Here is a 23171-nt window from a genome sequence, read left to right as displayed (position 1 = left end):
CGGCTGCTTATGCTTGCCGGTAAGCTGTAAACGCGCGATATTGTCGCATCAGACGGGAATCTCGATCCCGCAGCGCCTCTTTCGACCGACCCTGGTCCAACCTCGAGTCCCTCTGGAGACGTGAATGGCCTTTTGGAAGCAGTTTATACTGTCGCTCATCGTCATTATTGCCGGCTTTGCCGCGTGGGCTTTCTTTGTGCCCGGCGCCGGCGATACGATGCGCGATGCAGGTATTCCAGACAGCATCGTTTCCAAGATCGCGCCGAAGGCTGAGGAGACGGCGGATGCCGACGCTCCCGCCCGGGCGCAAGGGCAGCAGCGCGGCGACGGACAAGGGCAGGGGCAGGGGCAGGGGCAGGGGCAGAACCGCCGCAATGGCGGCGGGCGCAACAGCGCCATTCTCGTCGCGACGCAGGCTGTCGTCCAGGGCGTCGTCAACGACCGGCTGAACGCCATCGGCACGGGTGACGCGATCCGCTCGGTGGCGGTCACGCCGCAGGCATCGGGCACGATCCGCGAAATCCTCATCAAGTCGGGCGACAGGGTGAAGGCCGGGCAGGTGCTTGCCAAGCTCGACAGCGAGGAGCAGGTGATCGCCCGCGGCCAGGCGGATGTGGCGGTCAAGGCCGCCGTCGAGAAGTCCAATCTCTATCACAATATCAAGTCCAGCGTGTCGCGCATGGACGTCTTCGATTCCGAGATTGCCGAGCAGGGCGCGCGGCTGCAACTGCAGGCCGCCGAACTCAATCTCGCACGGCGCAACATCACCGCGCCGATCGACGGCATCGTCGGCATCGTGCCGGTCAATATCGGCGACAACGTCACGACGAGCATCCCGATCGTCACGCTTGACGACCGTTCGGAAATCCTCGTCGATTATTGGGTGCCGGAGCGTTTCGCCAATACTGTGTCGGTCGGTCAATCGGTCGAGGCGATGTCGGTGGCACGGCCGGGACAGGTCTTTTCGGGCGTGGTCGAAGCCGTCGACAACCGTATCGACGCGGCAAGCCGTACGCTTCGCCTGCGGGCCAAGATCGACAACAGTTCGGATGAACTGCGCGCCGGCATGTCCTTCAACGTCAGCATGAAATTTGCCGGTGACAAATATCCGGCGGTCGATCCGGTCTCCGTGCAGTGGGATTCACAAGGGTCTTTCGTCTGGCAGGTCAATGACGACAAGTCGCGCAAGGTGCGGGTCAGCATCGTGCAGCGCAACCCGGATTTCGTGCTCGTCAAAGCCGACATCAAGGACGGCGACAAGATCGTGACGCAGGGTCTGCAGCGTGTGCGTGAGGGCGGGGCGGTGCGTGTGAGCGCCGATGTCGCCGCGACTGCGGAGGTCGCTACCCAATGAGCGTGACCGAGATTCATCAGGACAGGGCCTCGGGCAAGCAAAGCTTCACCGCACTTTTCGTTCGCCGGCCGATCCTGGCGCTGGTGTTCAACACGCTGATGGTCGTCGCCGGCCTTGCCGCCTATGTCGGCGTCGAGGTGCGCGAACTGCCGGATGTCGACCGCCCCGTCGTCACCGTGCGCACCACCTTCGACGGCGCATCGCCGCAGACGATCGACCAGGAGCTGACCAAGGTGATCGAGGGCGCCGTCGCGCGCGTCAGCGGCCTGAAGTCGATCTCCTCGACGTCGTCCTTCGGTCAGAGCCGAGTGACGCTGGAATTCTCGGATGCGATCGATCTTGCGGTTGCCGCCAACGACGTGCGCGACGCGATCGGCCGCATCACCCAGAACCTGCCGGATGAGGCGGATGCGCCGCAGATCGTCAAGGCGGATTCGGATTCCTCGGCGATCATGCGCCTTGCCGTCACCTCCACCAAGCTCAACATGGACGACCTGACGCAGCTCGTCGAAAACGAGGTGATCGATCGCCTCGCCTCAGTCGACGGGGTTGCCGACGTCGAGGAATATGGCGACCAGGAGAAGGTCTTCCGCGTTGACGTCGACCAGGGCGCGCTCGCCAGCCGCGGGCTGACCATCGGCGACCTGACGAAGGCGCTCGACAATGCCGCACTCGACGTGCCGGCCGGCTCGCTGAAGAGCAATACACAGGATATAGTGGTGCGCGCCACCGCCAACCTGCAGACGCCGGCGGATTTTTCCAACGTCATCCTGCAGGACCGCGTCAGGCTCGGCGACGTCGCGACGGTGATGCTTGGACCACGCGACGGCGAAACGGCGCTACGCTCCAACGGCAAGCCGGGCATCGGCCTCGGCATCATCCGCCAGGCGCAGTCGAATACGCTGAACATCTCGACCGGCATCAAGGCCGCCGTCGACCAGCTGTCCAAGACGCTGCCCGAGGGCACGACGATCGCCATCACCAGCGACGACGCCGTCTTCATCCAGGGCGCGATCCACGAGGTGGTACTGGCGCTGGTGCTCGCCGCCGTCATCGTTACCGCCGTCATCTATCTCTTCCTGCGCGATTGGCGGGCGACGTTGATCCCGGCGGTCAGCATGCCGGTGGCGCTGATCGGCACGCTGGCGGCGATCTATATGGTCGGCTTCTCGATCAACATCCTGACGCTGCTCGCGATCGTGCTGGCGACCGGCCTCGTCGTCGACGATGCGATCGTGGTGCTCGAAAATATCGTGCGCCGGCGCGCAGAAGGCATGGGGCCGCGCGCGGCCGCGGTGCTCGGCACGCGTGAGGTGTTCTTTGCCGTGATCGCCACGACGGCGACGTTGGCGGCGGTGTTCATTCCGCTCTCCTTCCTGCCGGGACAGGTCGGTGGACTCTTCCGCGAATTCGGCTTCGTGCTTGCCTTCTCGGTCGGGCTGTCGTCGATCGTGGCGCTGACGCTGTGTCCAATGCTTGCCTCGCGCATGCTGACGAAGCCGATGCTCGAAGATCACGGCGCGCTCGGCCGCATCGGCGGGGCGCTTGCCAGTCTCTACAAATGGGCTCTGCACGGCTGTCTCAACGCGCCCTTCGTGGTCATCCTGTTCTCGGTGATCTTTGCCGGCGCGGCGCTCATCGCCTTCTCGACGGTCAAGAGCGAGCTGACGCCCGAAGAGGACCGGTCGATGGTGATGATGCGGCTGACGACGCCGCAGGGATCGAGCCTCGAATATACCCGCGACAAGATGCAGCTCGTCGAGGAATATCTGCAGCCGCTGGTCGACAGCGGCGACATCCGCAACATCTTCTCGATTTCCGGCCAGGGCGGTTCACTGAACAGCGGCTTCATGGTGCTGACGCTTGCTCCCTGGGGAGAGCGTGACAGAACGCAGACGGAAATTGTCGGCGATATCAACCAGGCGGCCTCCAGGGTGCCGGCTCTGCGCGGCAATGCTATCTCATCGAACAGCCTTCGCATCCGCGGTGCCGGCAGTGGTCTGCAAATGGCGCTGATCGGCAATGATCACGAGGCGCTGACGGCGGCGGCCGCCAAGCTGGTTCAGGCGCTCGAGGCCACTGGCCAATATGATACACCGCGCCTGACCAACGAGCCCAGCCAGGCGCAGGTGTCGGTGGCGATCGACCGCGAGCGCGCCTCGGATCTCGGCATCGACATAACCGGACTTTCGACGGCAATCCAGTCGCTGCTCGAAGGGCGTTCGGTGGTCGACGTCTTCGTCGACGGCGAATCCTATCCCGTGCTTCTGACCTCGACGACGCGGCCGATCGACGATCCGACCGACCTCGAGAACGTGTTCCTGAAGACCGGTGATGGAAAGATCGTGCCAATGTCGGTCATCGCCACGATGAAGGAAGGCTCGGTCGCGCCGCAGCTCAACCGCGAGCAGCAGCTTGCCTCCGTCGCGATCACCGCCGGACTCAGGAACGGCATATCGCTCGGCGATGCCGTCAGCCAAGTGACGGCTCTTGCCGAGCCGCTGCTGCCGCCAGGCTCTCGCTTGCTGCCGCTAGCGGAAGCGGCGACTCTCGAAGAGAATTCGAGTGGCATGGCGCTGACCTTCGGCTTCGCCATCGTCATCATCTTCCTGGTGCTGGCCGCGCAGTTCGAAAGCGTGCTGTCCTCGCTGATCATCATGTCGACGGTGCCGCTTGGTCTTGCCTGCGCCGTCTTCGCGCTTGTTATCACCGGTTCCAGCCTCAACATCTACAGCCAGATCGGCTTGGTGCTGCTGGTCGGCGTCATGGCGAAGAACGGCATCCTGATCGTCGAATTCGCCAATCAGTTGCGCGATCGGGGCGAGGATGTGCGGTCCTCGATCGAGAAGGCCTGCGCGCTACGCCTTCGCCCCGTGATGATGACGATGATCGCCACCATCCTCGGCGGCGTGCCGCTGGTCTTTGCCCATGGTGCGGGCGCCGAAGCGCGCGTTGCGCTCGGCTGGGTGATCGTCGGTGGCCTCGGATTCGCGACGCTGGTGACGCTGTTCATCACGCCGGTCGCCTATCTGCTGCTTGCCCGCTTCGCCAAGCCGCACGCCCATGAGGAGGCGCGCCTGCACGAAGAGATGTCGGTCGCCACGCGGCCGCGCAGTGCGCCCGACGACGAGCAGTTGCAGGCCGCCGAATAAGGCTTTCATCCGATTTCGAAGGCTGCCGGACCTGTTGCACAATTCCGTAAATCGGAATCGATTCAAGGACAAAATTATGCAGCAATTCAAAGTGCTGCAGCGTCCTTTGCGCGCCTGAAACGACGCGCGGTGCTTTCATCCGGCGGCGTTTCTCTTGGTGTATGAAACCTTGCGAAATAAGTTAAATTACTTCTGAAGTTTAGTCGTTTGTTAAGCATAAACGGCAATGATTGTTATCAGTAACCGACTGGTCTTCTTCGTTTCTTGGAGGCCGCAACGCGCTGGAATTCCAGCGACCCCGGACATGAGAGTCCGCGCGGACGGTTCATTTCTTGTGCAGTTTGCGTCCTGTTGTGTTTTTGGAGTTTAGTTCCGTGAGTATTTACCAGCGCGTCTCGGTGGATGCGGCGCTTCATGTGCTGCGCGATATCAACCGCAATATGGCGGTCACGCAAAACCACATCACCACCGGCAAGCGCGTCGCGGAGGCCAGAGACAATTCCGTCTACTGGTCTGTCGCCACCACTGCGCGAACCGACAACAAGGCGATTTCAGCAATCCAGGATGCGCTCGGTATGGCGGCGGCGACGATGGGAACGGCCTATACCGGCGTCCAGAATGTCATCGATGTCGTCTCGGAGATCAAGGCCAAGCTGGTTGCCGCGACCGAAGATGGCATCGACAAGAACAAGGTCAACGAAGAGATCAAGCAGTTGCAGGAGCAGTTGCGCAGCGTCTCCGAGGCGGCGACCTTCAATAGCGACAACTGGGTGGTTCTCAACAACGACGCGACGCCGACGCAGCCGCGCCAGATCCCGGCCTCCTTCATCCGCAATGCCGACGGCACGATCTCGGTCGGCATGCTGAGCTACCATATCGACACGACGCCGACCGGGAGCACCTCCTCCAAGGACGCGCGCTACCTGATCGACGATCGCGCCACCGGTTCGGGCGAATACGGCGTGCTGACATCGGCCTATTTTGCCACCGAGCTCGGCGCCTCGCAGAACTATGTGCTGATGCAGAGCAAGAACGGCACGACCACGGGGCAGGTGGTGATTTCGCTCTCGGATGCCACGACGAAAGGACAGGTCAGTGAAATGATCAGCGTCGTCGATGCAGCACTGACGCAGCTGACGACGGTCGGTTCGGCCTTTGGCGCACTGGAAAAGCGCATCAACCTGCAGAACGACTTCGCCACGAAACTGCACGACAACATCACCGCCGGCATCGGCCGGCTTGTCGATGCCGACATGGAGGAAGAGTCCAGCAAGCTCAGGGCGCTGCAAACGCAGCAGCAGCTCGGCCTGCAATCGCTGAACATCGCCAACGCAACTTACGACACCGTGCGGCAGCTCTTCCAGAATTTCTGAGGCCAGTCTCTCTTCATCCGAACGCGTGACATCGAACTCCGCAGGCAGGAAGCGCTTCCCGCCGCGGAGTTCGTGTTCCTGCCGCGGAGGCGCAGGGGCGGTCATCCGCGAAAACTGGTGATATCAGCGCATTCCCGCAACATGGCTGTGTTTCGACGCCCGAATTTGCCGTATCAGGAGAACATCTTCATTTTCTTGCCGCAATCCTTGCCATTTGCTCGGATCAGTCGAACGGAGACCGTCCTGTCCATGATCAAGAAATTCGTACTTATAGCTATTGCCGCAAGCTATCTCAGCGCCTGCACAACGACCGATCCCTATACCGGTGAACAGAAGGTTTCCAATACGGCCGGCGGCGCAGCGCTTGGCGCGCTCGGCGGTGCTCTCGTCGGCGTGGCTGTCGGCGGCGGCGGTCACGGCAAGCGCAATGCGGCGTTGATCGGCGCAGGCGTCGGCGCTCTCGCCGGCGGCGCGATCGGCAATTACATGGACCAGCAGGAATCCGAGCTTCGCGCCCAGCTCGAAGGCACCGGCATTTCGGTGACCCGCAACGGCGACAACATCATCCTCAACATGCCCTCGAACATCACCTTCGACGTCGACCAGGATGCGGTGAAGCCGGGCTTCTATCCGACGCTGAATTCGGTGGCGATCGTGCTGCGCAAGTTCAACCGCACGCTGATCGACGTCAACGGCCATACCGATTCGACCGGCAGCCTGCAGCACAATCAGGACCTGTCGCAACGCCGCGCGCTGTCGGTTGCCGATTATCTCGGTGGCCAGGGCATCGACCAGCGCCGCGTCTCCGCCGTCGGTTTCGGCCCGTCGCAACCCGTCGCCTCCAATGCGAGCGAGGCCGGCCGCGCGCAGAACCGCCGCGTCGAGATCCAGATCGCGCCGATCACGCAGGGCTGATCAATTCAATAGGGAAGGCCGGGTCATTTTGCCCGGCCACCCATCGAATGGGACCCGAGCGTCAAGGCGCTCGAGTTGACGGCGATCAACTGATGAGGCTGATGAGAACGGCGGCGACCACGGCAAACAGCAAGCCGCCGATGATTACGAGAGAAGTCTGACGCGGCGACATTTTCAAGATCGCGCCGACGACGCCCGCGATGACGATACTAGCGAGGCTCACGACGACGTCGTTGTCGACGTTCAGCAATGTGAACATGACCATCGTCACGATCATCGACACCGCGATGATGACGAAGCCTTTCCAGGCTTCAGCCTTGGCATTCTTTGCGCCGAGAGCCCCTCCCACAGAACACGTCAGGATCGTTACAACAGCCAGTTCCACTTCCGTTATTGATTCCTCCGTCGCCGATGGAGGGACTTTTTACCGCTTTCCGAAAGATTTCAACTCAAGATCGTCGATGAATGAGTTGCTCTCCCCGGCTGTAGACAGGGCAAGGCGGTCGGCGATACGCCATCTGATCAGTGCTGCATCGTCGCGCCCTTGGTGATCTTGTCGACGATCTTCTTTTCGGCGCGCAGCGCGATGCCGACCACCTTCGCGTCCTCGGGAGCAAATTCTGCGAAGACGGCGCGATTGGCTGCGTCGTGGCCGGTTGCAAACATCTCCTCGATGAACAGCGAGCTGGTGATATCGCGCTCCAGCGCGCGGCGGTGAACGGCTAACATCGTCGCCTCGTCGGCAGAGAGTACGATGATCGGCTGGATCGATAGCGGATTGTAGAGATTGCCGGCGCGGTCCCTATAGGCTTCGCCGATGATCTCCGGATGCCGGCCGGCGATGCCTGTCATCAGGAAGGCGGTGACGTTCAGCTTCTGCCAGCCGGCAAGATTGTTTCGCAGGACGACGGCAATTTTGGTATCAAACATCAGACGGTCTTTCACCTATCTACGGGTTATGGAGTATCGGGCGCGTTGAACCAGGATTTACATCCGCAGGTCTTCGAAGGTCTTGAACGTTTGTGCGCGGGACCATCCGGCAACGCCATCCTGGCTGCGCCGGCCTTTCCCGGCATCGAGCGCATCGAGGCGCAGTTCTCCGGCAATGCTTTCGAGCCGCACCGACACGATACCTATGCACTCGGCGTGACTCTGAAGGGGGTTCAGACCTTTCACTATCGCGGCGAGCGGCGCTTCAGCCTACCGGGGCAGGTGATCGTGCTGCATCCCGACGAGGAGCATGACGGCGGGGCGGGAACCGAGGACGGGCTGCAGTACCGCATGCTCTATCTGGAGCCATCGCTGCTTCTTGAATGCCTGGAAGCGGATGGGGTCGGCCTGCCTTTTGTCGATGAACCCGTTATCGGCGATCCCGCGCTGGCGGGCGTGCTGCTGGCAGCACTCGGCGAACTCGACCGCGAATTGGACGAGCTTTTCGTCGACGATTTCGTATCACGGGTGACGGGCGGGCTTTCACGGCATGCGCGCATGCCGCGCCGGCCGCTCGGCGGTGTCGCCTGGCGGCAGGTGCAGACGGCGCGAGATTATCTCGAGGCGCATGCGAGCCGGGCAGTGCGCTCGGGCGAGCTGGAAGCGGTGACGGGGCTCGACCGTTTCGCGCTGTCGCGGCATTTCCGGGCAGCCTTCGCCACCAGCCCGCATCGCTACCTCCTAATGCGGCGGCTGCAGCGGGCGAGGGCGATGATCGGCGCGGGCGAAGGGATTTCCGATGTGGCGGCGGCGACCGGCTTTGCCGATCAGAGCCATCTCAACCGCCATTTCAAGAAGGCCTACGGCATGACGCCCGGCCAGTGGGCAGCGCTCGCGCATAACTCCGCGCGGTGCTCTAAAGCGCGTCGCGTCAATCCGGATTCATGCGACGCGCTTTAAGTCTTTGATTTATGCATGTCGTCATCCCAAAACCGCTGCGCACTTTTGGGCGACGTGCATCAGGCGGGATTTTCCGCAAGGCCGGAACGGCGCGCGATGAAACGGGCGAGCATCGGGCCGATCATCAGGATCACCAGGAAACGGCCGGTCTGCATCGCCATGACGAAGGGCACGTCGACATCGCTGGAGGCGGCGATGATAGCGACGGAATCGGCGCCGCCGGGGCTGGTGGCGAGATAGGCGGTCAGCGGATCTATGCCAGCGAAGACGTGAAGCGCCGCCGCCATGCAGCCGCAGAGCGCCATCAGCAGCACGATGCAGGCCGATACCCTCGGCAGGGCGCGCGCCACGTGCTTGAGGATCGAGCGGGTGAAACGCAGGCCGATGCTCCAGCCGACCAGCGCATAGGCGATGGCGAGCAGCCACATCGGCAGCTCGATCTTCAGGAGGCCCATGCCCTGCAGCAAGGCGCCGAGAAAGAGCGGCACGATGATCGTGCCGCCCTGGAGGCGCATGCGCCAAACGCCATAGGCACAAAAGGCGGCAAAAGCCATCGTCGCTGCAAAGGCCGGCCAGTCGATCTCGGGAAAGAGGACAAGCGGCAGCGGCTCGGCGCCGTCGGCTGCCACCCACAGGCGCGAGATCACCGAGGCGCCGACGGCGACGAAGACGACGCGCAGATACTGCATGAAGGCGACGAGACGGCCATCGGCGCCATAGGCTTCCGACATGATGACCATGGCGGAGGCGCCGCCCGGCGAGGAGCCCCAGACCGCCGTCGTTCCCGGCAGCACCTGCCAGCGCGTCAGCAGCCAGCCGAGACCGGTGGCGATGGCGATGACCGAGAAGATGAACAGCAGGAAGAGCGGCGCGTCCTTCGCCATGGTGCCGAGAATGTCAGCGGTGATGGTGCGCGCCATCATCAGGCCGACGAGAACCTGGCCGAACTGCAGCGGCCAGAAGGGCACGCGAAGCTTTCCTTTGCCGACGGTCAGCGCCAGTGCGATTGCCGCGACCATCGGTCCGATCAGCAGCGAGGCCGGCAGGGCGAAGTGCTCGAGGAAGACGACGAGAGCTGTGGAAAGCGCGAGCAGCAGCGCCCATTTCGGCAGGCCGGCATCCCGCAGCAGGCGGCTTGTGTCGCTGAGTGACATGATCCCCGTGTCTTTCCTGGCCGGCGCCAAGCCCTGAGGCTGAAGGTGGGAGGGGGCTCCGGCATGACGAAGAAAGGCCGGCTACAGGAGCCGGCTGGCGCGGGTCCGGTATAGGCGGGTGGAAGGCGAGCGGTCAATTGCGAAATTTGGCTTCTCGGCGTCTTAAGATGCGAATTTGATTCATGCTGCCGCTCTAAGTCATTGTTTTTATGTATGTCGCCTCCCAAGTCGTTGCACGGTTTTGGGCGGGGTACCGTCAGAAACGTACATGGCTGGCGAGAAAATCAAGCAGGGCGCGTACACGCGCCGGCAGTTGGCCGCCCTGGCCCATATAGAGGGCGTAGAACTCCTCGAGATCCCCGGGATTGGCCTCTTCGAGCACCGGCACCAGGCGCGCGGCATCGATATCGGCGCGCACGGTGAAGGCGGCAAGGCGGGCAAGGCCGGCGCCTGATAAAGCGAGGTGGCGCATCGCTTCTCCGTCTCCCACCTGCACGCCGGGGGTGATCGGGATCATCACCGTTTCGCCGTCCTCGCGCAGCGGCCAGCCCTCGACGGCGCGGGCGTAGGAAAAGCCGATGCGGCAATGCCGGCGGAGATCGGCGGCCGAGCGTGGTTCGCCGTGGCGCGATAGATAATCCGGCGACGCGACGATGATCTTGCTGGTGGCGCCGAGCTTGCGGGCGATCAGGCTGGAATTCTTCAAGGGGCCGGCGCGGATCGCGACATCGGCGCGTTCTTCCATCAAGTCGACTATCCTGTCGGTATGGGAAACATCCAGCGTCACGGCCGGATGAAGCGCCATGAAGGCAGGCACGAGCGGCGCCAGCACGTGGTTGCCGAAGGAGCCGCTGGTGTTGATGCGTATGCGGCCCGAGGCCTGTTCGCCTGTCGAGGCCTGACGTTCGGCCTCGGCGATATCGGCAAGGATGGTGATGCTGCGCTCATAGAAGGCGCAGCCTTCCGGCGTCAGTTGCAGCCTGCGGGTCGAACGGTTGACGAGGCGGGCGCCGAGGCGTGTTTCCAGCCGGGCGACGAGCTTGCTGACCGCCGACGGCGTCATGCGCCGAGCCGTGGCGGCGGCGGAAAAGCCGCCGCGCTCGACGACGCTGACGAAGACTTCCATTTCGCCGGAGCGATTGATGTCCTGACGGCTCATGATGAATTCAAGTCACAAATGATTTGCTTTCAGGCAATCTATATCATCGGGCGACCAAGGTCTATCTCATAGGAAATACAGGAGACAGACCCATGGACTACCGAAATCTCGGCGCTTCCGGCCTCAGAGTGCCGGTCTTGAGCTTCGGCGCGGGCACATTCGGCGGCAGTGGCCCGCTGTTCGGCGCCTGGGGCAATACCGATGCCGAGGAAGCGCGGCGGCTCGTCGACATCTGCCTTGAAGCCGGCGTCAATCTCTTTGACACAGCCGACGTCTATTCAGCCGGCGCCTCCGAACAGGTGCTCGGCCAGGCGATCCGCGGCCGGCGCGACGCTGTGCTGATTTCGACGAAGACGGCACTGCCGATGGGCGAGGGGCCGCAGGACTGGGGAACGTCGCGGGCGCGGCTGGTCCGCGCGACCGAGGATGCGCTGCGCCGGCTCGGGACCGATTATATCGACCTCCTGCAGCTTCACGCCTTCGATGCCTCGACGCCGGTCGAGGAGGTGCTGTCGACGCTCGACGGGCTCGTTGCGGCAGGCAAGATCCGCTATGTCGGCGTTTCTAATTTTGCCGGCTGGGAACTGATGAAATCGCTCGCCGCCGCCGAGCGCCGCGGCCATCCGCGATATGTCGCCCATCAGGTCTATTATTCTCTGGCGGGGCGCGACTACGAATGGGAGCTGATGCCGCTTGGCGCCGACCAGGGTGTGGGCGCCCTCGTCTGGAGCCCGCTTGCCTGGGGCCGGCTGACCGGCAAGATCCGCCGCGGCCAGCCGCTGCCCAATGCAAGCCGGCTGCACGAGACGGCGCAATACGGCCCGCCCGTCGACGACGAGAAGCTGTTCGACATCGTCGAGGTCCTGGACGCCATCGCAAGTGAGACCGGCCGGACGGTGCCGCAGATCGCCATCAACTGGCTGCTCGGCCGGCCGACGGTATCGAGCGTCATCATCGGCGCCCGCAACGAGGAACAGCTCCGGCAGAACCTCGGCGCGGTCGGCTGGAGTCTCTCGAGGGAGCAGATCGAAAGGCTCGACGCGGTCAGCGCTGTCACGGCGCCCTATCCCTATTTTCCCTATCGCAGGCAGGAGGGTTTTGCGCGGCTCAATCCGCCGATTGTCTGAGGTGCGAGGGCGGCGGACTTGGCTATAGCAACCGGCCTATAACAAAAGGGGAATGAAATCTTCTGCCAATCTTAACTGGACAGCCGCTTTGACTTGCCGCATACCCAGCCTGACCTGCGGAACACGATATGGTTTCTGCGGAATGGCAGGGAGATCAAAGGGATGGCGCTGAAGGACGCGAAGGCGGGCACACGCAACGAGGCGGGAATTGCCGCGGTGCTTGGTATTCTCAAGCAGAGCTTCGGCGAGCGTTTTCAGACTGGCCAGTCCTTCCGCGAACAGCATGCCCATACGACCACTTACATCCCGCCGCAGCTGCCGGATGGTGTGCTCTTCGCCGAGAGCGCCGAGGACGTGAAGGTGGCGGTCAGGGCGTGTGCGACCCACAAGGTGCCGGTGATCGGCTTCGGTGTCGGCACCTCGCTGGAGGGCCAGGTCAATGCCGCCAATGGCGGTATTTCGATCGATTTCAGCCGCATGAACCGGGTGCTCGAGGTCAATCCCGAAGATCTCGACTGCACCGTCGAACCGGGTGTGACACGCGAGGCGCTGAACATCCACCTGCGCGATACCGGCCTGTTCTTCCCGATCGATCCCGGCGCCAATGCCTCGATCGGCGGCATGGCCTCGACGCGGGCCTCCGGCACCAATGCCGTGCGCTACGGAACGATGAAGGACAATGTGCTTGCCGTCACCGCGGTCACCGCCAATGGCGAGGAGATCCGCACGGCCCGGCGCGCCCGCAAATCCTCGGCGGGCTACGACCTGACGCGGCTCTTCGTCGGCGCCGAGGGCACGCTCGGCATCCTGACCTCGGTGACGCTGCGCTTGCAGGCGATTCCGCAGAAGATCGCCGGAGGGGCCTGTGCCTTTCCGAGCATCAAGGCCGCTTGCGATGCCGTCATCATGACGATCCAGATGGGCATTCCGGTGGCACGCATCGAGCTGCTCGACACGGTACAGATGCGGGCCTGCAACGCCTATTCCAAGCTCTCCTATGCCGAAAGCCCGACGCTGTTCCTCGAATTCCACGGCACCGACGAGACGGTGCCGTTGCAATCGGCAGCCTTTGCCGAGATCGCGGCGGAATGCGGCGGCGGCGAATTCCTGTGGACCGCCAATGCCGAGGAACGGACGAAGCTCTGGAAGGCGCGCCACGACGCCTATTGGGCCGCAAGGGCGCTGGCGCCTGGGCTTGCCGCACTTTCGACCGATGTTTGTGTTCCGATATCGAGGCTCGCCGATTGTGTTTCCGAAACGCAGGCGGATATCGAGGAGCACGGGCTGTTGGGGCCGATCGTCGGTCATGCCGGCGACGGGAACTTCCATGTGCTGCTGTTGTTCGACGACAGAAGTGCCGAAGACATCGCCAGGGCTGAGAGCTTCGTGCAGCGACTCAACCAGCGGGCGCTCGACCTGGACGGGACATGCACCGGCGAACACGGGATCGGGCAGGGCAAGATGGCGTTTCTGGAACAGGAGCTCGGCGGCGCGGTGGATCTGATGCGACAGGTGAAACAGGCGCTCGATCCGGACGATATCTTCAATCCCGGCAAGATTTTCCACCATGGCTGAAAACGGAATATTCTCATGAACTTGGGCCTTGCCCCCGGCATGAATAGCGCTAGAACAGGATGATGTTGGGCCGGCTCAACCTGAAATCTGAATCCTGTTCTCAAATAGAGAGTTAGAGCATGATGTCGTCCGAAAACCGCTCACACTTTTCGGCATCATGCTCTAGTGTCGGCAACAGAATCCCGAATGGAGACGCTTTGCATTGGTAGGCCGGTTCCTCGTCTTTCTGGGGGGAGTGATCGTCGTAGTGCTGTTTGTGGCGCTGCTTGCGCCGCTGTTCATCGACTGGACGGATTTCCGCAAGAATTTCGAGGATCAGGCAAGCCGCATCATCGGCAAGAAAGTCACCGTCTACGGCACGGTGGATGCTCGCCTGCTGCCGTTTCCATCGGTGACGCTGCATGATGTGCGCGTCGGCCAGGAAGCGGACGGCACGCCGATCGTCAAGGTCGAGCAGTTCTCCATGGATGCGGAGCTTGCACCTTTCCTGTCGGGCGAAGCGCTGATCTTCGACATGCGCATCGTCAATCCGAAGGTGCGTTTGAGATTGCTCAAGGACGGCACGCTCGATTGGATGCGCGGCAGCCGCGCGGAAATACCGGCAAGGACCGTCGTTCTCGAAAACGTGCATATCAGCGGTGGCGAGGTCGAATTCATCGACGACCAGTCGGGCCGCTCGCGTCGCATCACCGGCCTCAATGCGGAAATGTCGGCAAAGTCGCTGGCCGGCCCCTGGCGCATCGAGGGTGACGCTGCGCTTGACGGCGAGCACGGCGGCTTCTCGATCTCGAGCAGCCAGCCGGACGAGAAGGGCGTGCTGCGCATGCGCACGAGGCTTTCGCCGGACAAGCACCCTGTCAGCGTCGATCTCGACGGTGAGTTGAAGCTCGTCGACAGCAAGCCGAATTATCAGGGCCAGCTTTCGGCAGCGATCGAGACCGGCAACAGCGCCAAGCCCGCCAACAAGAAAGAGCAGCCGCCGCGCGTCAAGGGCCGCTTCGAGCTCACCAATGAACGCATCCGCATTCCCGAATACCGGATGGAGATCGGCCCGACCGACGATCCCTATGTCATAACCGGCGAGGCGACGCTCGATACCGGCAATTCACCGGAATTCCTGCTGACCGCCGACGGGCAGCAGATCGACGTCAACCGTATCGGCAATCAGGGCACAGCAGGCAAGACGACGCGGGATCCGGCTGTTTCGGCGCGCCAACGGCTGAATTCGCTGATCGATATTGTCGGGCAGGTGCCGATCCCGCAGGTGCCGGGCAAAGCGAGCGTCAAGCTGCCGGCGATCGTCGCCGGTGATACGACGTTGCGTGACGTGCAGCTGGAGCTCGAACCGGCCGGCACCGGCTGGATGATCGACAGCGCCACCGGCACGCTGCCGGGGCGCACGCAGGTGGAAGGCAAGGGGAAGCTCCTGCTTCAGGGTGAGGCCTCGTTCAACGGCCAGATCGTGGTGGCCTCCAGCCAGCCGACGGGGCTTGCCTCCTGGCTTGCCGGCTCGGTCGATCCGGCCATCCGGCAATTGCGGCAGGCGGGCTTTTCCGCCAATGTCAGCCTGACGCATGAATTGCAGCGTTTTGAAAATCTCGAGATTGCCATCGGACCGGCGACGCTGAAGGGCCGGCTGGAGCGCCAGGCGATTTCCGGCAAGACGCCGACGCTGTCGGTGGCGCTGAACGGCGATACGCTCGATCTCGACGCGCTGCAGGCGCTGAGCGGGCTCATGACCGGCCAGGATGCCGGCGACAACGTGCTCGACCACAAGATCGCCGCCCAGCTCAAGGCCGACAAGTTCACCGCCTTCGGCGTCAGTGCCGAGAATGTCGAGACCACCTTTACGATCGCCGATGGGGCGCTTGCCGTCGACCGGCTGGCGATCAAGAATATCGCAGGCGCAGAGCTGACGGCGACGGGCAGGGCGGAAGGCTCATTGCTCGACTACAAGGGCGCGGGTGAAATCACCTTCAAATCGGCCGATCCCGGCGGCTTCTTCACCATGCTGCGCGAGCACCTGCCGCATCACCCGGTACTCGACCGGCTGATGCGCAATGCCGGATGGTACGGCAATACGGCGCTTCGCGGCGCGCTGACGCTCGGCGGCGACGAGGGCAACGCGCTGACGGTGACGCTTGCCGGTGTCTCGAACGGCAGCCGCGTCAATCTCGATTACCGCATGTCCGACCTCTTGGCGCTGACCGGCAACGGCACGACGAGCCTTGAGGCGACGCTCGAAAACGCCGTGCCGTCCATCCTGTTCGGCCAGGCCGGGCTCGACCCGCTGCCGGTCGATGTCGGGGCCAACGGCCGCTTGACGCTGAAGGTGAAGGCATCGGGTAATGATCCCGCCGATGCGGCGCTGACCTTTGCCACCGACCGGACCTCGTTCACCGCCAACGGCAAGGTCGATGTCCGGCCGGAGACTTTCATGAACGGCCAGATCGGGCTTTCGCTGGACAGCGCCGATATCGACCCCTATCTCATCATGAACGGCATCGCCCTGCCGCAGACCGGAACTGGGCTGCCGTTCGGCCTGCAGGTCAATGCCGCCGTCGACAGCGACAAGATCGTCTTTTCGGATCTCAAGGGACATGCGGCCGACAACGAATTTTCAGGTGCGCTGACCTTCGACCGGAAAGCCGCGAAGACGACCGCGAGCGGTGGGCTGACGCTCGCCAAGGCCGATGCCGGCTGGCTCGGCGAGGCGGTGTTCGGCCAGATCGTCGATCCCGCCAACGGTCAGTTGACGACGGCGCCGCTGGGGCTGCCCATCTTCAAGGATCTCGACGTCAACGTGAAGCTGACGGCCAAGCAGTTCTGGGCGGGCCTGCCGGAAACGGCGGTGTCGGACTTCACCAGCAACGTCGCCTACAAGGGCGACGAGCTGCAGCTCAACGATATGGCCGGCAACTGGGACGGCGGAAAGCTTTCCGGCAACCTGCTCTTCACCAATGCCAACGGCACCGGCTTCCTGCAGACGAAGCTTGCGCTTGCCGATTCCGATCTTGCCGGCGTCGTCTGGCTGCGTGACGGTGCGCCTATCGCCAACGGCAAGTTCGGATTGTCGCTGTCGATGGAGGCCTCGGGCAAGACGATCGGCGAGATCGCCAGCTCGCTCAATGGCTCGGGCGAACTGAGGCTCGGCGATACCAGCATACGCGGGCTGAACCTTGCCATCCTTCCGCCGCTGCTTGCCGCGACCGATACGATGCAGGAGCAGATCAATGCCGGCAAGGTGCATCCGATTATCGAAACGCTGCTCAGCAACGGCGAGGCGAAGCTGCCGCCGCTCGGCGTCCCCTACAATATCACCGACGGGACGCTGAGGGTGCAGAATGTCACCGTCGCCAACGATCTCGCCCGCATCACCGCCGATGCGCAGATAGCGCTGCCGGAAGAGCGGGTCAGCGCGACGCTGGGTGTCGGATTCAATCCGGGCAGCGAAGCGCTTTCCGGCGCGGAACCGGCGCTCAGGCTGAATTTTTCCGGCATGCTGCCGTCACCCGGCAAGACGATGGATGTGACCGATATCACCAGCTATCTGTCGCTGCGTGCCTTCGAGCGCGAGCGCCGGCGGGTCGAGCGGCTGCAGGCGATCGTGCTCGAAAAACAGCGGCTGCGCCGCGAGGTGGCGCTCTACCGGTTCAACGACGCCGAGCGCATCAAGGCGGCTGAGATCGAGAAACAACGGCAGGCGGAGGAAGAGCGGCTGCGTGCACTGGCGCAGCAAGCAGCCGCTGAGAAGGCTGCTGCCGAGGCAGAGGCTGCACGCGCGGCGGAAGCCAAAGCGAAGGCGGATGCGCAGGCGAGGGCTGCCGCCGAGGCGGAAGCGGCACGGCGCAGCGGGCAAGTACAGCCGGGTCCACTCAATTTTGACCAGTTGCCGGGCGTTCAGGCGCAGTGAGATTGCATAGAATTTGATTCATGCAAGGCGCTTCAGATCTTTGTTTTCATTGATTTTTCTCCCCAAATCGCCCCACGGTTTTGTGCAGCATGCTTCAGACCCGGCTCACGGCTGGCGGTCGCCACCAGCCTTCAGCCAGGAAAGCACATGCAAGCGCAGCGCCGAGGACAGGTTGCTGTCCGGCGGGCGGTGGTCGTCGATTTCGGAGATCAGGGCGGCGAGCGGTATCGAACGGCCTGCGGCAATCATCTTCAGCTCGGTCCAGAATTCGTCTTCAAGCGAGAAACTGGTGCGATGGCCGTGCAATGTCGCCGAATGCTTGCGGATCATGGAGCGCCTTCACATCCCGGTTAGAGCGCCGCGCGTCCGCGAGGACGCGCTCAGGACGTTTTGTCAAATCATGCGTGGGTTGGCAGATCGATTCAAGGAAACCGCGCAAGTGGCTGATCGCAGAATCCATTCCGGCTTTTCAAGCTTTGCGTGAAACCCTCACGCGCCGTCGTCATCGGTCTCGATCCGGCCGTCGCGATGGGCCTTGTCGGCCTTGTCGTTCAGGCTGCGGGTCAGTTGCTTTTCTGCCTTGGCGCGGCCGAAGGAGATGCGGTTCTGTTCGGCCTGCTTCTCCTTTTCGGAGCGAGCCTGCTTCTTGCGGAACTGGCGCAGATTGATGATTTCGGCGCTCATGCGTTTGCCTGAATTCCCTATGAAAAAGGGAGGCTCAGCCTCCCTTCAAATCACTGTTTCTTGCGGAAGGAGTCGAGCGAGACGACGGAGCCCGGTTTTTTCTCCTCGCCGTCGGCGGGTTTTGCGCTCGCGGCGTCATCGGCCTTTCCCGCTGCATCCAACGGATAGGCGGTGATTTCACCGGACGGCAATTCCTCGCCATCGGCGAGAGGCACGTCGAATTCGAGCTCGAAGTTGACGGAGGGATCGTAGAAACCACGGATCGCATTGAATGGGATGACCAGCTTTTCCGGAACGTCCGAGAAGGAAAGACCGATCTCGAAATGCGTCTCGGTGATCTTCATGTCCCAGAACTGGTGCTGGATGACGATGGTCATCTGCTCGGGGTATTTCGACTTCAGGTGTTGGGAGATGCGCACACCGGTCGCGCCCGTGAGGAAGGTGATGAAGAAGTGATGATCACCGGGCAGGCGGCCCGTGGCTGCGACTTCCGCCAATACCTTGCGGATGACGCCGCGAAGTGCATCCTGTGCCAGAATGTCGTAGCGGATATGATCCTGCCCCATGCTTTTCCTGTCTTTCGTCGGTTCGGAGTCTTTTCACAAGGTTGTATGCCACGTCCGGGCGCCTTGGGAAAGACCGGAGCCGAGTCACGTTTTTAAGCAGCATACATGATTTCGGCGGCAGGGAGAAGGTGAAGGCTTCTGTTGCCAGGTGCCTTCGGACCCCGCCTAGAGGTGCGAACCACTAGGACTTTGATTGAAGTGTCACACCGCGATTAAGCAGCGAGACGAGCTTCCGCATAGTTGTCGTTTGCAACTACAATTTTAGCCCGATAACGGCGGTACAATGCCGAGCAAAAAGACGATCTTTACACCCTTGTCGATCCTGTTTCGCCCCCATCAAAAGCCGGCCTTCGAGACCGCCGGTTTTTGGTGGAGGCGCCGGGTACCGCCCCCGGGTCCAATAGGTTTATTACACCGCTCATTTATCGCCATAGCCGGCCCGAAAGCCGGCATGGCTGATATAGTGGTTTCCTCAGCACAAGGAAAGGGCAAACGTCATAAAAGCGTTATGCGGCCCATCAGAAACATTGGGAAAATGCCCGACGGTGATTGGTTTCCCGATATCGAAGGCTTAAATTAGCCAAAACGGAATCAGCGCGACATGAAGCAATATCTCGATCTCCTGAACCATGTGATGGAAAAGGGCTCCGACCGGGGCGACCGCACCGGCACCGGCACACGCTCGGTCTTCGGCTACCAGATGCGCTTCGACCTCGAAGAGGGCTTCCCCGTCCTCACCACGAAGAAGCTGCATCTGCGCTCGATCATCCACGAGCTTCTCTGGTTCCTGAAGGGCGAGACGAATATCCGCTATCTCAAGGAGAACGGCGTTTCGATCTGGGACGAATGGGCCGATGAAAACGGCGATCTCGGACCGGTCTACGGCGCCCAGTGGCGCTCCTGGCCAGCGCCCGACGGCAGCCATATCGACCAGATCGCCAATCTCGTCAAAGGCGTCGTCAATAATCCGAATTCGCGCCGCCACATCGTCTCGGCCTGGAATCCGGCCGAAGTGGACGAAATGGCGCTGCCGCCCTGCCATTGCCTGTTCCAGTTCTATGTGGCCGACGGCAAGCTTTCCTGCCAGCTCTACCAGCGCTCGGCCGATATCTTCCTCGGCGTGCCGTTCAATATCGCTTCTTATGCGCTACTGACGATGATGGTGGCTCAGGTGACCGGACTGAAGCCTGGCGATTTCGTCCACACGCTCGGCGACGCCCATCTCTATCACAACCATTTCGACCAGGCGAAGCTGCAGCTTGCACGCCGGCCGAAGCCGCTGCCGTTCATGCGCATCAATCCTGAGGTGAAGGACATTTTCGGCTTCACCTTCGACGATTTCGAGCTGATCGGCTACGAGGCCGATGCCAGCATCAAGGCGCCGATCGCCGTCTGATCCAGGATATTCCATGGCCGACATACGCAGGACCATTATCGCCGCCGTTGCCCGCAACGGCATTATCGGCCGTGACGGCGACATGCCGTGGCGGCTTTCGAGCGATCTCAAACGCTTCAAGGCGCTGACATTGGGCAAGCCTGTGGTGATGGGCCGCAAGACCTACGATTCGATCGGCAAGCCGCTGCCGGGACGGCCGAACGTCGTCATCTCGCGGCAGGCGGCGATAGACCATCCTGATGTCTCCATGGCCCATTCGCTGCCCGAGGCGATGATGGCGGCCGAAAGGCTGGCGCTCGAAACCGGCGTCGACGAGATCTGCATTCTGGGCGGCGGGCAGGTCTATGCCCAGGCGATCGGTCTTGCCGACCGGATGTGCATCACGCATGTCGAGGCCGATCTCGATGGAGACGCGTCGTTTCCCGTGATCGATCCCGATATCTGGCAGGCGGGGGAGGCGATTGCGGTGCCGGCCGGCGAAAAGGACAGCTATCCCACGCGCTTCGTCGTCTACGAACGCCGACACGCCTGAAAATGAACTATTTTCCAATTAAATTGACCAAGTTTCTCACGCTGCGTTGAAAGCCAGTGCGGCGATACCTATAACGGTCACCAACGCGTCCGCCGGTCAGCCCCCACGGTTTCGGATGCGTGGAGACTTAACGAACAACGAGGTTTTGATGCCCTGGAGCAATCAGAATGGCGGCGGCGGCCCTTGGGGCGGCGGCGGCGGTAATAATCAGGGACCATGGGGACAGGGGCCGAACCGGCCGCGCGGTGGCGGCGGCAAGGGCGGACCGCCTGATCTGGAAGATATCATCCGGCGCGGCCAGGACCAGCTGCGCAACATCATTCCCGGCGGCTTCAACGGCGGCGTAGCGGTGATCGTCTTGGCGATCGTCGCCGTCTTCTGGCTGATCCAATGCATCTACGTCGTGCAGCCGGACGAACGCGGCGTCGAACTGCGGTTCGGCAAGCCGAAGGAAGAGATATCCATGCCGGGTCTGCATTTCCATCTCTGGCCGATGGAGACGGTGGAGACGGTCAAGGTGACCGTACAGCAGTTGAACATCGGGGCGACTTCGGCGTCGTCTTCGAACGGCCTGATGCTGTCCAGCGACAAGAGCGTCATCAACGTGCAGTTCGCTGTCTTCTACACCGTTAGCGATCCCAAGGCCTATCTCTTCAACGTCGAAAATCCGGCGGAGACGCTGCAGCAGGTTTCCGACAGTGCCATGCGTGAAATCGTCGGCCGGCGTCCGGCGCAGGATGCCTTCCGCAGCAATCGCCAGCCGATCGAAGTGGATGTGCTCAATATCCTGCAGGATACGATGAACCGCTATGGCGCAGGCGTGACCGTGACGGGCGTGACGATCCAGAACGTGGCGCCTCCGCGGGAAGTTGCCGATGCTTTCGAAGAAGTGCAACGTGCCGGCCGTGACCGCGACAGCACCATTGAAGAGGCCAATCGCTACACCAACCAGAAGCTTGGTCAGGCGCGAGGCGATGCGGCCAGAATCCGTGAAGATGCAGCCGCCTACACAGACCGTGTGGTGAAGGAGGCCGAAGGTGAAGCGCAGCGCTTCACGGCGATCAACGACGAATATTCCAAGGCGCCCGATGTGACCCGCAAGCGGTTGTACCTCGAAACGATGGAGCAGGTGCTGAAGAACTCCCGGAAGGTCATCATCGACGAGAAGCAGGGCGTCCTGCCCTACCTGCCGCTCAATGAGCTCGGCAAGCCGGCGCAGCAGGGAGGTTAAGTCATGACATCGAACAGACTTCCCATCATTCTCCTCATCCTCGCCATCGTTTTGGTCGGGCTCTATTCGTCCATCTTCGTGGTGAATGCACGTGAGCAAGCCATCGTCGTCCGTTTCGGCCAGATCCAGTCGGTCAAGACCGAGCCGGGCATTTATTTCAAGCTGCCCTTCGGCTTCATGGATGCCGACCGCGTTCAGCTGGTCGAAAAGCAGGCGCTGAGGCTCGATCTCGACAATATCCGGGTTCAGGTTCAGGACGGTCAGACCTTCGACGTCGATGCCTTCGTGATCTACAACATCTCGGATGTCCGCCGTTTCCGCGAAACGGTATCGGGCGATCGCGAAGCCGCGGAAGCGCGGTTGAGAGCCCAGCTCGATTCATCGCTTCGCCGCGTCTACGGTCTGCGTGACTACAATGCCGCGCTCTCGGAAGAGCGTGTCGCGATGATGCTGGAGATTCGCGACGACCTGCGCACAGATGCCGAAAATCTCGGCCTGCATATAGACGACGTTCGCATCCGGCGCACCGACCTTTCGCCGGAGGTTGCACCCAACACCTATAATGCCATGCGGTCGGAACGTCTTGCCGAGGCGGAGCGTATCCGTGCGGAGGGTAATGAGGAAGGCCAGCGGCGGCGGGCCGTCGCCGACCGTCAGGTCGTCGAGTTCACCGCAGGCGCCCAGCGCGATGCGGAAATCCTTCGAGGCCGGGGCGATGCGGAGCGCAACCGCGTCTTCGCCGAAGTCTTCAGCAAGGATCCAGCCTTCTTCGAGTTCTATCGCTCGATGGCGGCTTATTCCTCCGCTCTCTCGTCGCAGGACACGACGCTGGTACTGTCGCCGAATTCGGAATTCTTCCGCTATTTCGACAATGCCGCCGGCACCCTGCAGTCGTCGCCAGCAAGCCCGGCAGTACCCGCTCCGGCAGCGCCTGGGGCACCTGCCCAGCCGACGAATTGAAGCGGGGGATACCCCGACAATCATGGAAGGGCCGGCCCGAGTGCCGGCCCTTTTTTCGTGGAATGGTCGAGATAATTTGGCTTTTGCGAGGCCACGTCACATTGCACGGGGATTTCGCGAAAAGGTGATTTCGCCCTCCATCATTCCGCCTTATGCTGGTGCTCAATGTGCGCATGTACCCCTTATGAGG

19 protein-coding genes and 1 other RNA gene are annotated in these 23171 nt (G+C 62.2%); 12 read left to right on the top strand and 8 right to left on the bottom strand.

The genetic code is table 11. The annotated features are described in order from the left end of the window. The first annotated feature begins 124 nt into the window (after positions 1-124). From ELH03_RS14065 to ELH03_RS14050, 4 genes are all read left to right on the top strand, one after another. Positions 125-1354, top strand: a complete 1230-nt coding sequence (locus tag ELH03_RS14065; RefSeq protein WP_130806687.1) for an efflux RND transporter periplasmic adaptor subunit — start codon at positions 125-127, stop codon at positions 1352-1354. Continuing rightward, on the top strand, positions 1351-4506 hold the full coding sequence (locus ELH03_RS14060; protein WP_128400041.1) for an efflux RND transporter permease subunit: 3156 nt from the start codon (positions 1351-1353) through the stop codon (positions 4504-4506). Before ELH03_RS14065 ends, ELH03_RS14060 begins: the two co-directional genes overlap by 4 nt. Before the next feature lie 374 nt (positions 4507-4880). Continuing rightward, the gene (locus tag ELH03_RS14055) at positions 4881-5879 is read left to right on the top strand and encodes a flagellin N-terminal helical domain-containing protein (RefSeq protein ID WP_128400040.1); all 999 of its coding nucleotides are present in this window, start codon (positions 4881-4883) and stop codon (positions 5877-5879) included. A 249-nt stretch (positions 5880-6128) separates the two neighbouring features. After that, positions 6129-6794 (top strand): YiaD family glycine zipper/OmpA-like lipoprotein, encoded by a 666-nt coding sequence (locus tag ELH03_RS14050; RefSeq protein ID WP_128400039.1) that lies wholly within the window; start codon positions 6129-6131, stop codon positions 6792-6794. Between the two features lie 85 nt (positions 6795-6879). Here ELH03_RS14050 and ELH03_RS14045 read toward each other — a convergent pair whose 3' ends face one another. Both ELH03_RS14045 and ELH03_RS14040 read right to left on the bottom strand, forming a co-directional pair. Beyond that, positions 6880-7179: a hypothetical protein gene (locus ELH03_RS14045; protein WP_245504879.1), complete on the bottom strand. Its 300-nt coding sequence runs from the start codon at positions 7177-7179 to the stop codon at positions 6880-6882. A 137-nt stretch (positions 7180-7316) separates the two neighbouring features. Next, positions 7317-7724, bottom strand: a complete 408-nt coding sequence (locus tag ELH03_RS14040; protein WP_128411001.1) for a DUF2000 family protein — start codon at positions 7722-7724, stop codon at positions 7317-7319. Between the two features lie 45 nt (positions 7725-7769). On the opposite strand from ELH03_RS14040, the gene ELH03_RS14035 reads away from it, so the two are divergent. After that, positions 7770-8684, top strand: coding sequence for an AraC family transcriptional regulator (locus ELH03_RS14035; protein WP_130659114.1), 915 nt, complete (start codon positions 7770-7772; stop codon positions 8682-8684). A 59-nt stretch (positions 8685-8743) separates the two neighbouring features. Here the strand turns inward: ELH03_RS14035 and ELH03_RS14030 are convergent, their stop codons facing one another. Both ELH03_RS14030 and ELH03_RS14025 read right to left on the bottom strand, forming a co-directional pair. Continuing rightward, positions 8744-9838, bottom strand: coding sequence for an AbrB family transcriptional regulator (locus tag ELH03_RS14030; RefSeq protein ID WP_128410999.1), 1095 nt, complete (start codon positions 9836-9838; stop codon positions 8744-8746). Between the two features lie 256 nt (positions 9839-10094). After that, positions 10095-10997: a LysR family transcriptional regulator gene (locus ELH03_RS14025; RefSeq protein WP_128401642.1), complete on the bottom strand. Its 903-nt coding sequence runs from the start codon at positions 10995-10997 to the stop codon at positions 10095-10097. 92 nt (positions 10998-11089) lie between these two features. Between ELH03_RS14025 and ELH03_RS14020 the strand changes: the two genes are divergently transcribed. From ELH03_RS14020 to ELH03_RS14010, 3 genes are all read left to right on the top strand, one after another. After that, positions 11090-12124, top strand: coding sequence for an aldo/keto reductase (locus ELH03_RS14020; RefSeq protein ID WP_130766429.1), 1035 nt, complete (start codon positions 11090-11092; stop codon positions 12122-12124). 162 nt (positions 12125-12286) lie between these two features. Continuing rightward, entirely contained in the window at positions 12287-13699 is a 1413-nt protein-coding gene (locus ELH03_RS14015) for an FAD-binding oxidoreductase (protein WP_128401640.1), read from the top strand. A 202-nt stretch (positions 13700-13901) separates the two neighbouring features. Next, on the top strand, positions 13902-17612 hold the full coding sequence (locus tag ELH03_RS14010) for an AsmA family protein (protein ID WP_130766428.1): 3711 nt from the start codon (positions 13902-13904) through the stop codon (positions 17610-17612). Between the two features lie 105 nt (positions 17613-17717). Here the strand turns inward: ELH03_RS14010 and ELH03_RS14005 are convergent, their stop codons facing one another. The 4 genes from ELH03_RS14005 to ssrA form a co-directional block, all read right to left on the bottom strand. Next, a complete protein-coding gene (locus ELH03_RS14005) occupies positions 17718-17942 on the bottom strand; it encodes a ribbon-helix-helix domain-containing protein (protein ID WP_128401638.1) in 225 nt (74 codons plus the stop codon). Between the two features lie 159 nt (positions 17943-18101). Next, positions 18102-18296, bottom strand: coding sequence for a DUF4169 family protein (locus tag ELH03_RS13995; RefSeq protein WP_128401636.1), 195 nt, complete (start codon positions 18294-18296; stop codon positions 18102-18104). A gap of 50 nt (positions 18297-18346) precedes the next feature. Beyond that, positions 18347-18862 (bottom strand): SspB family protein, encoded by a 516-nt coding sequence (locus ELH03_RS13990; protein WP_128401635.1) that lies wholly within the window; start codon positions 18860-18862, stop codon positions 18347-18349. A gap of 127 nt (positions 18863-18989) precedes the next feature. Next, positions 18990-19352: a transfer-messenger RNA gene (gene ssrA, locus ELH03_RS13985) on the bottom strand. Positions 19353-19463: 111 nt separating this feature from the next. Between ssrA and ELH03_RS13980 the strand changes: the two genes are divergently transcribed. From ELH03_RS13980 to hflC, 4 genes are all read left to right on the top strand, one after another. Then, the gene (locus ELH03_RS13980) at positions 19464-20258 is read left to right on the top strand and encodes a thymidylate synthase (RefSeq protein WP_128401634.1); all 795 of its coding nucleotides are present in this window, start codon (positions 19464-19466) and stop codon (positions 20256-20258) included. Positions 20259-20271: 13 nt separating this feature from the next. Further along, entirely contained in the window at positions 20272-20790 is a 519-nt protein-coding gene (locus tag ELH03_RS13975) for a dihydrofolate reductase (protein WP_128401633.1), read from the top strand. A gap of 148 nt (positions 20791-20938) precedes the next feature. Beyond that, positions 20939-22021 (top strand): FtsH protease activity modulator HflK, encoded by a 1083-nt coding sequence (hflK, locus tag ELH03_RS13970; RefSeq protein WP_128401632.1) that lies wholly within the window; start codon positions 20939-20941, stop codon positions 22019-22021. 3 nt (positions 22022-22024) lie between these two features. Beyond that, positions 22025-22981 carry a protease modulator HflC gene (hflC, locus tag ELH03_RS13965; protein WP_128401631.1) on the top strand — a complete coding sequence of 319 codons (957 nt, stop codon included), beginning with the start codon at positions 22025-22027 and terminating at the stop codon, positions 22979-22981. Positions 22982-23171: the final 190 nt, after the last annotated feature.

It is taken from the genome of Rhizobium beringeri (assembly GCF_004306515.1).
Classification (GTDB): domain Bacteria; phylum Pseudomonadota; class Alphaproteobacteria; order Rhizobiales; family Rhizobiaceae; genus Rhizobium; species Rhizobium beringeri.
This window is presented reverse-complemented; position numbering and strand designations above follow the sequence as displayed.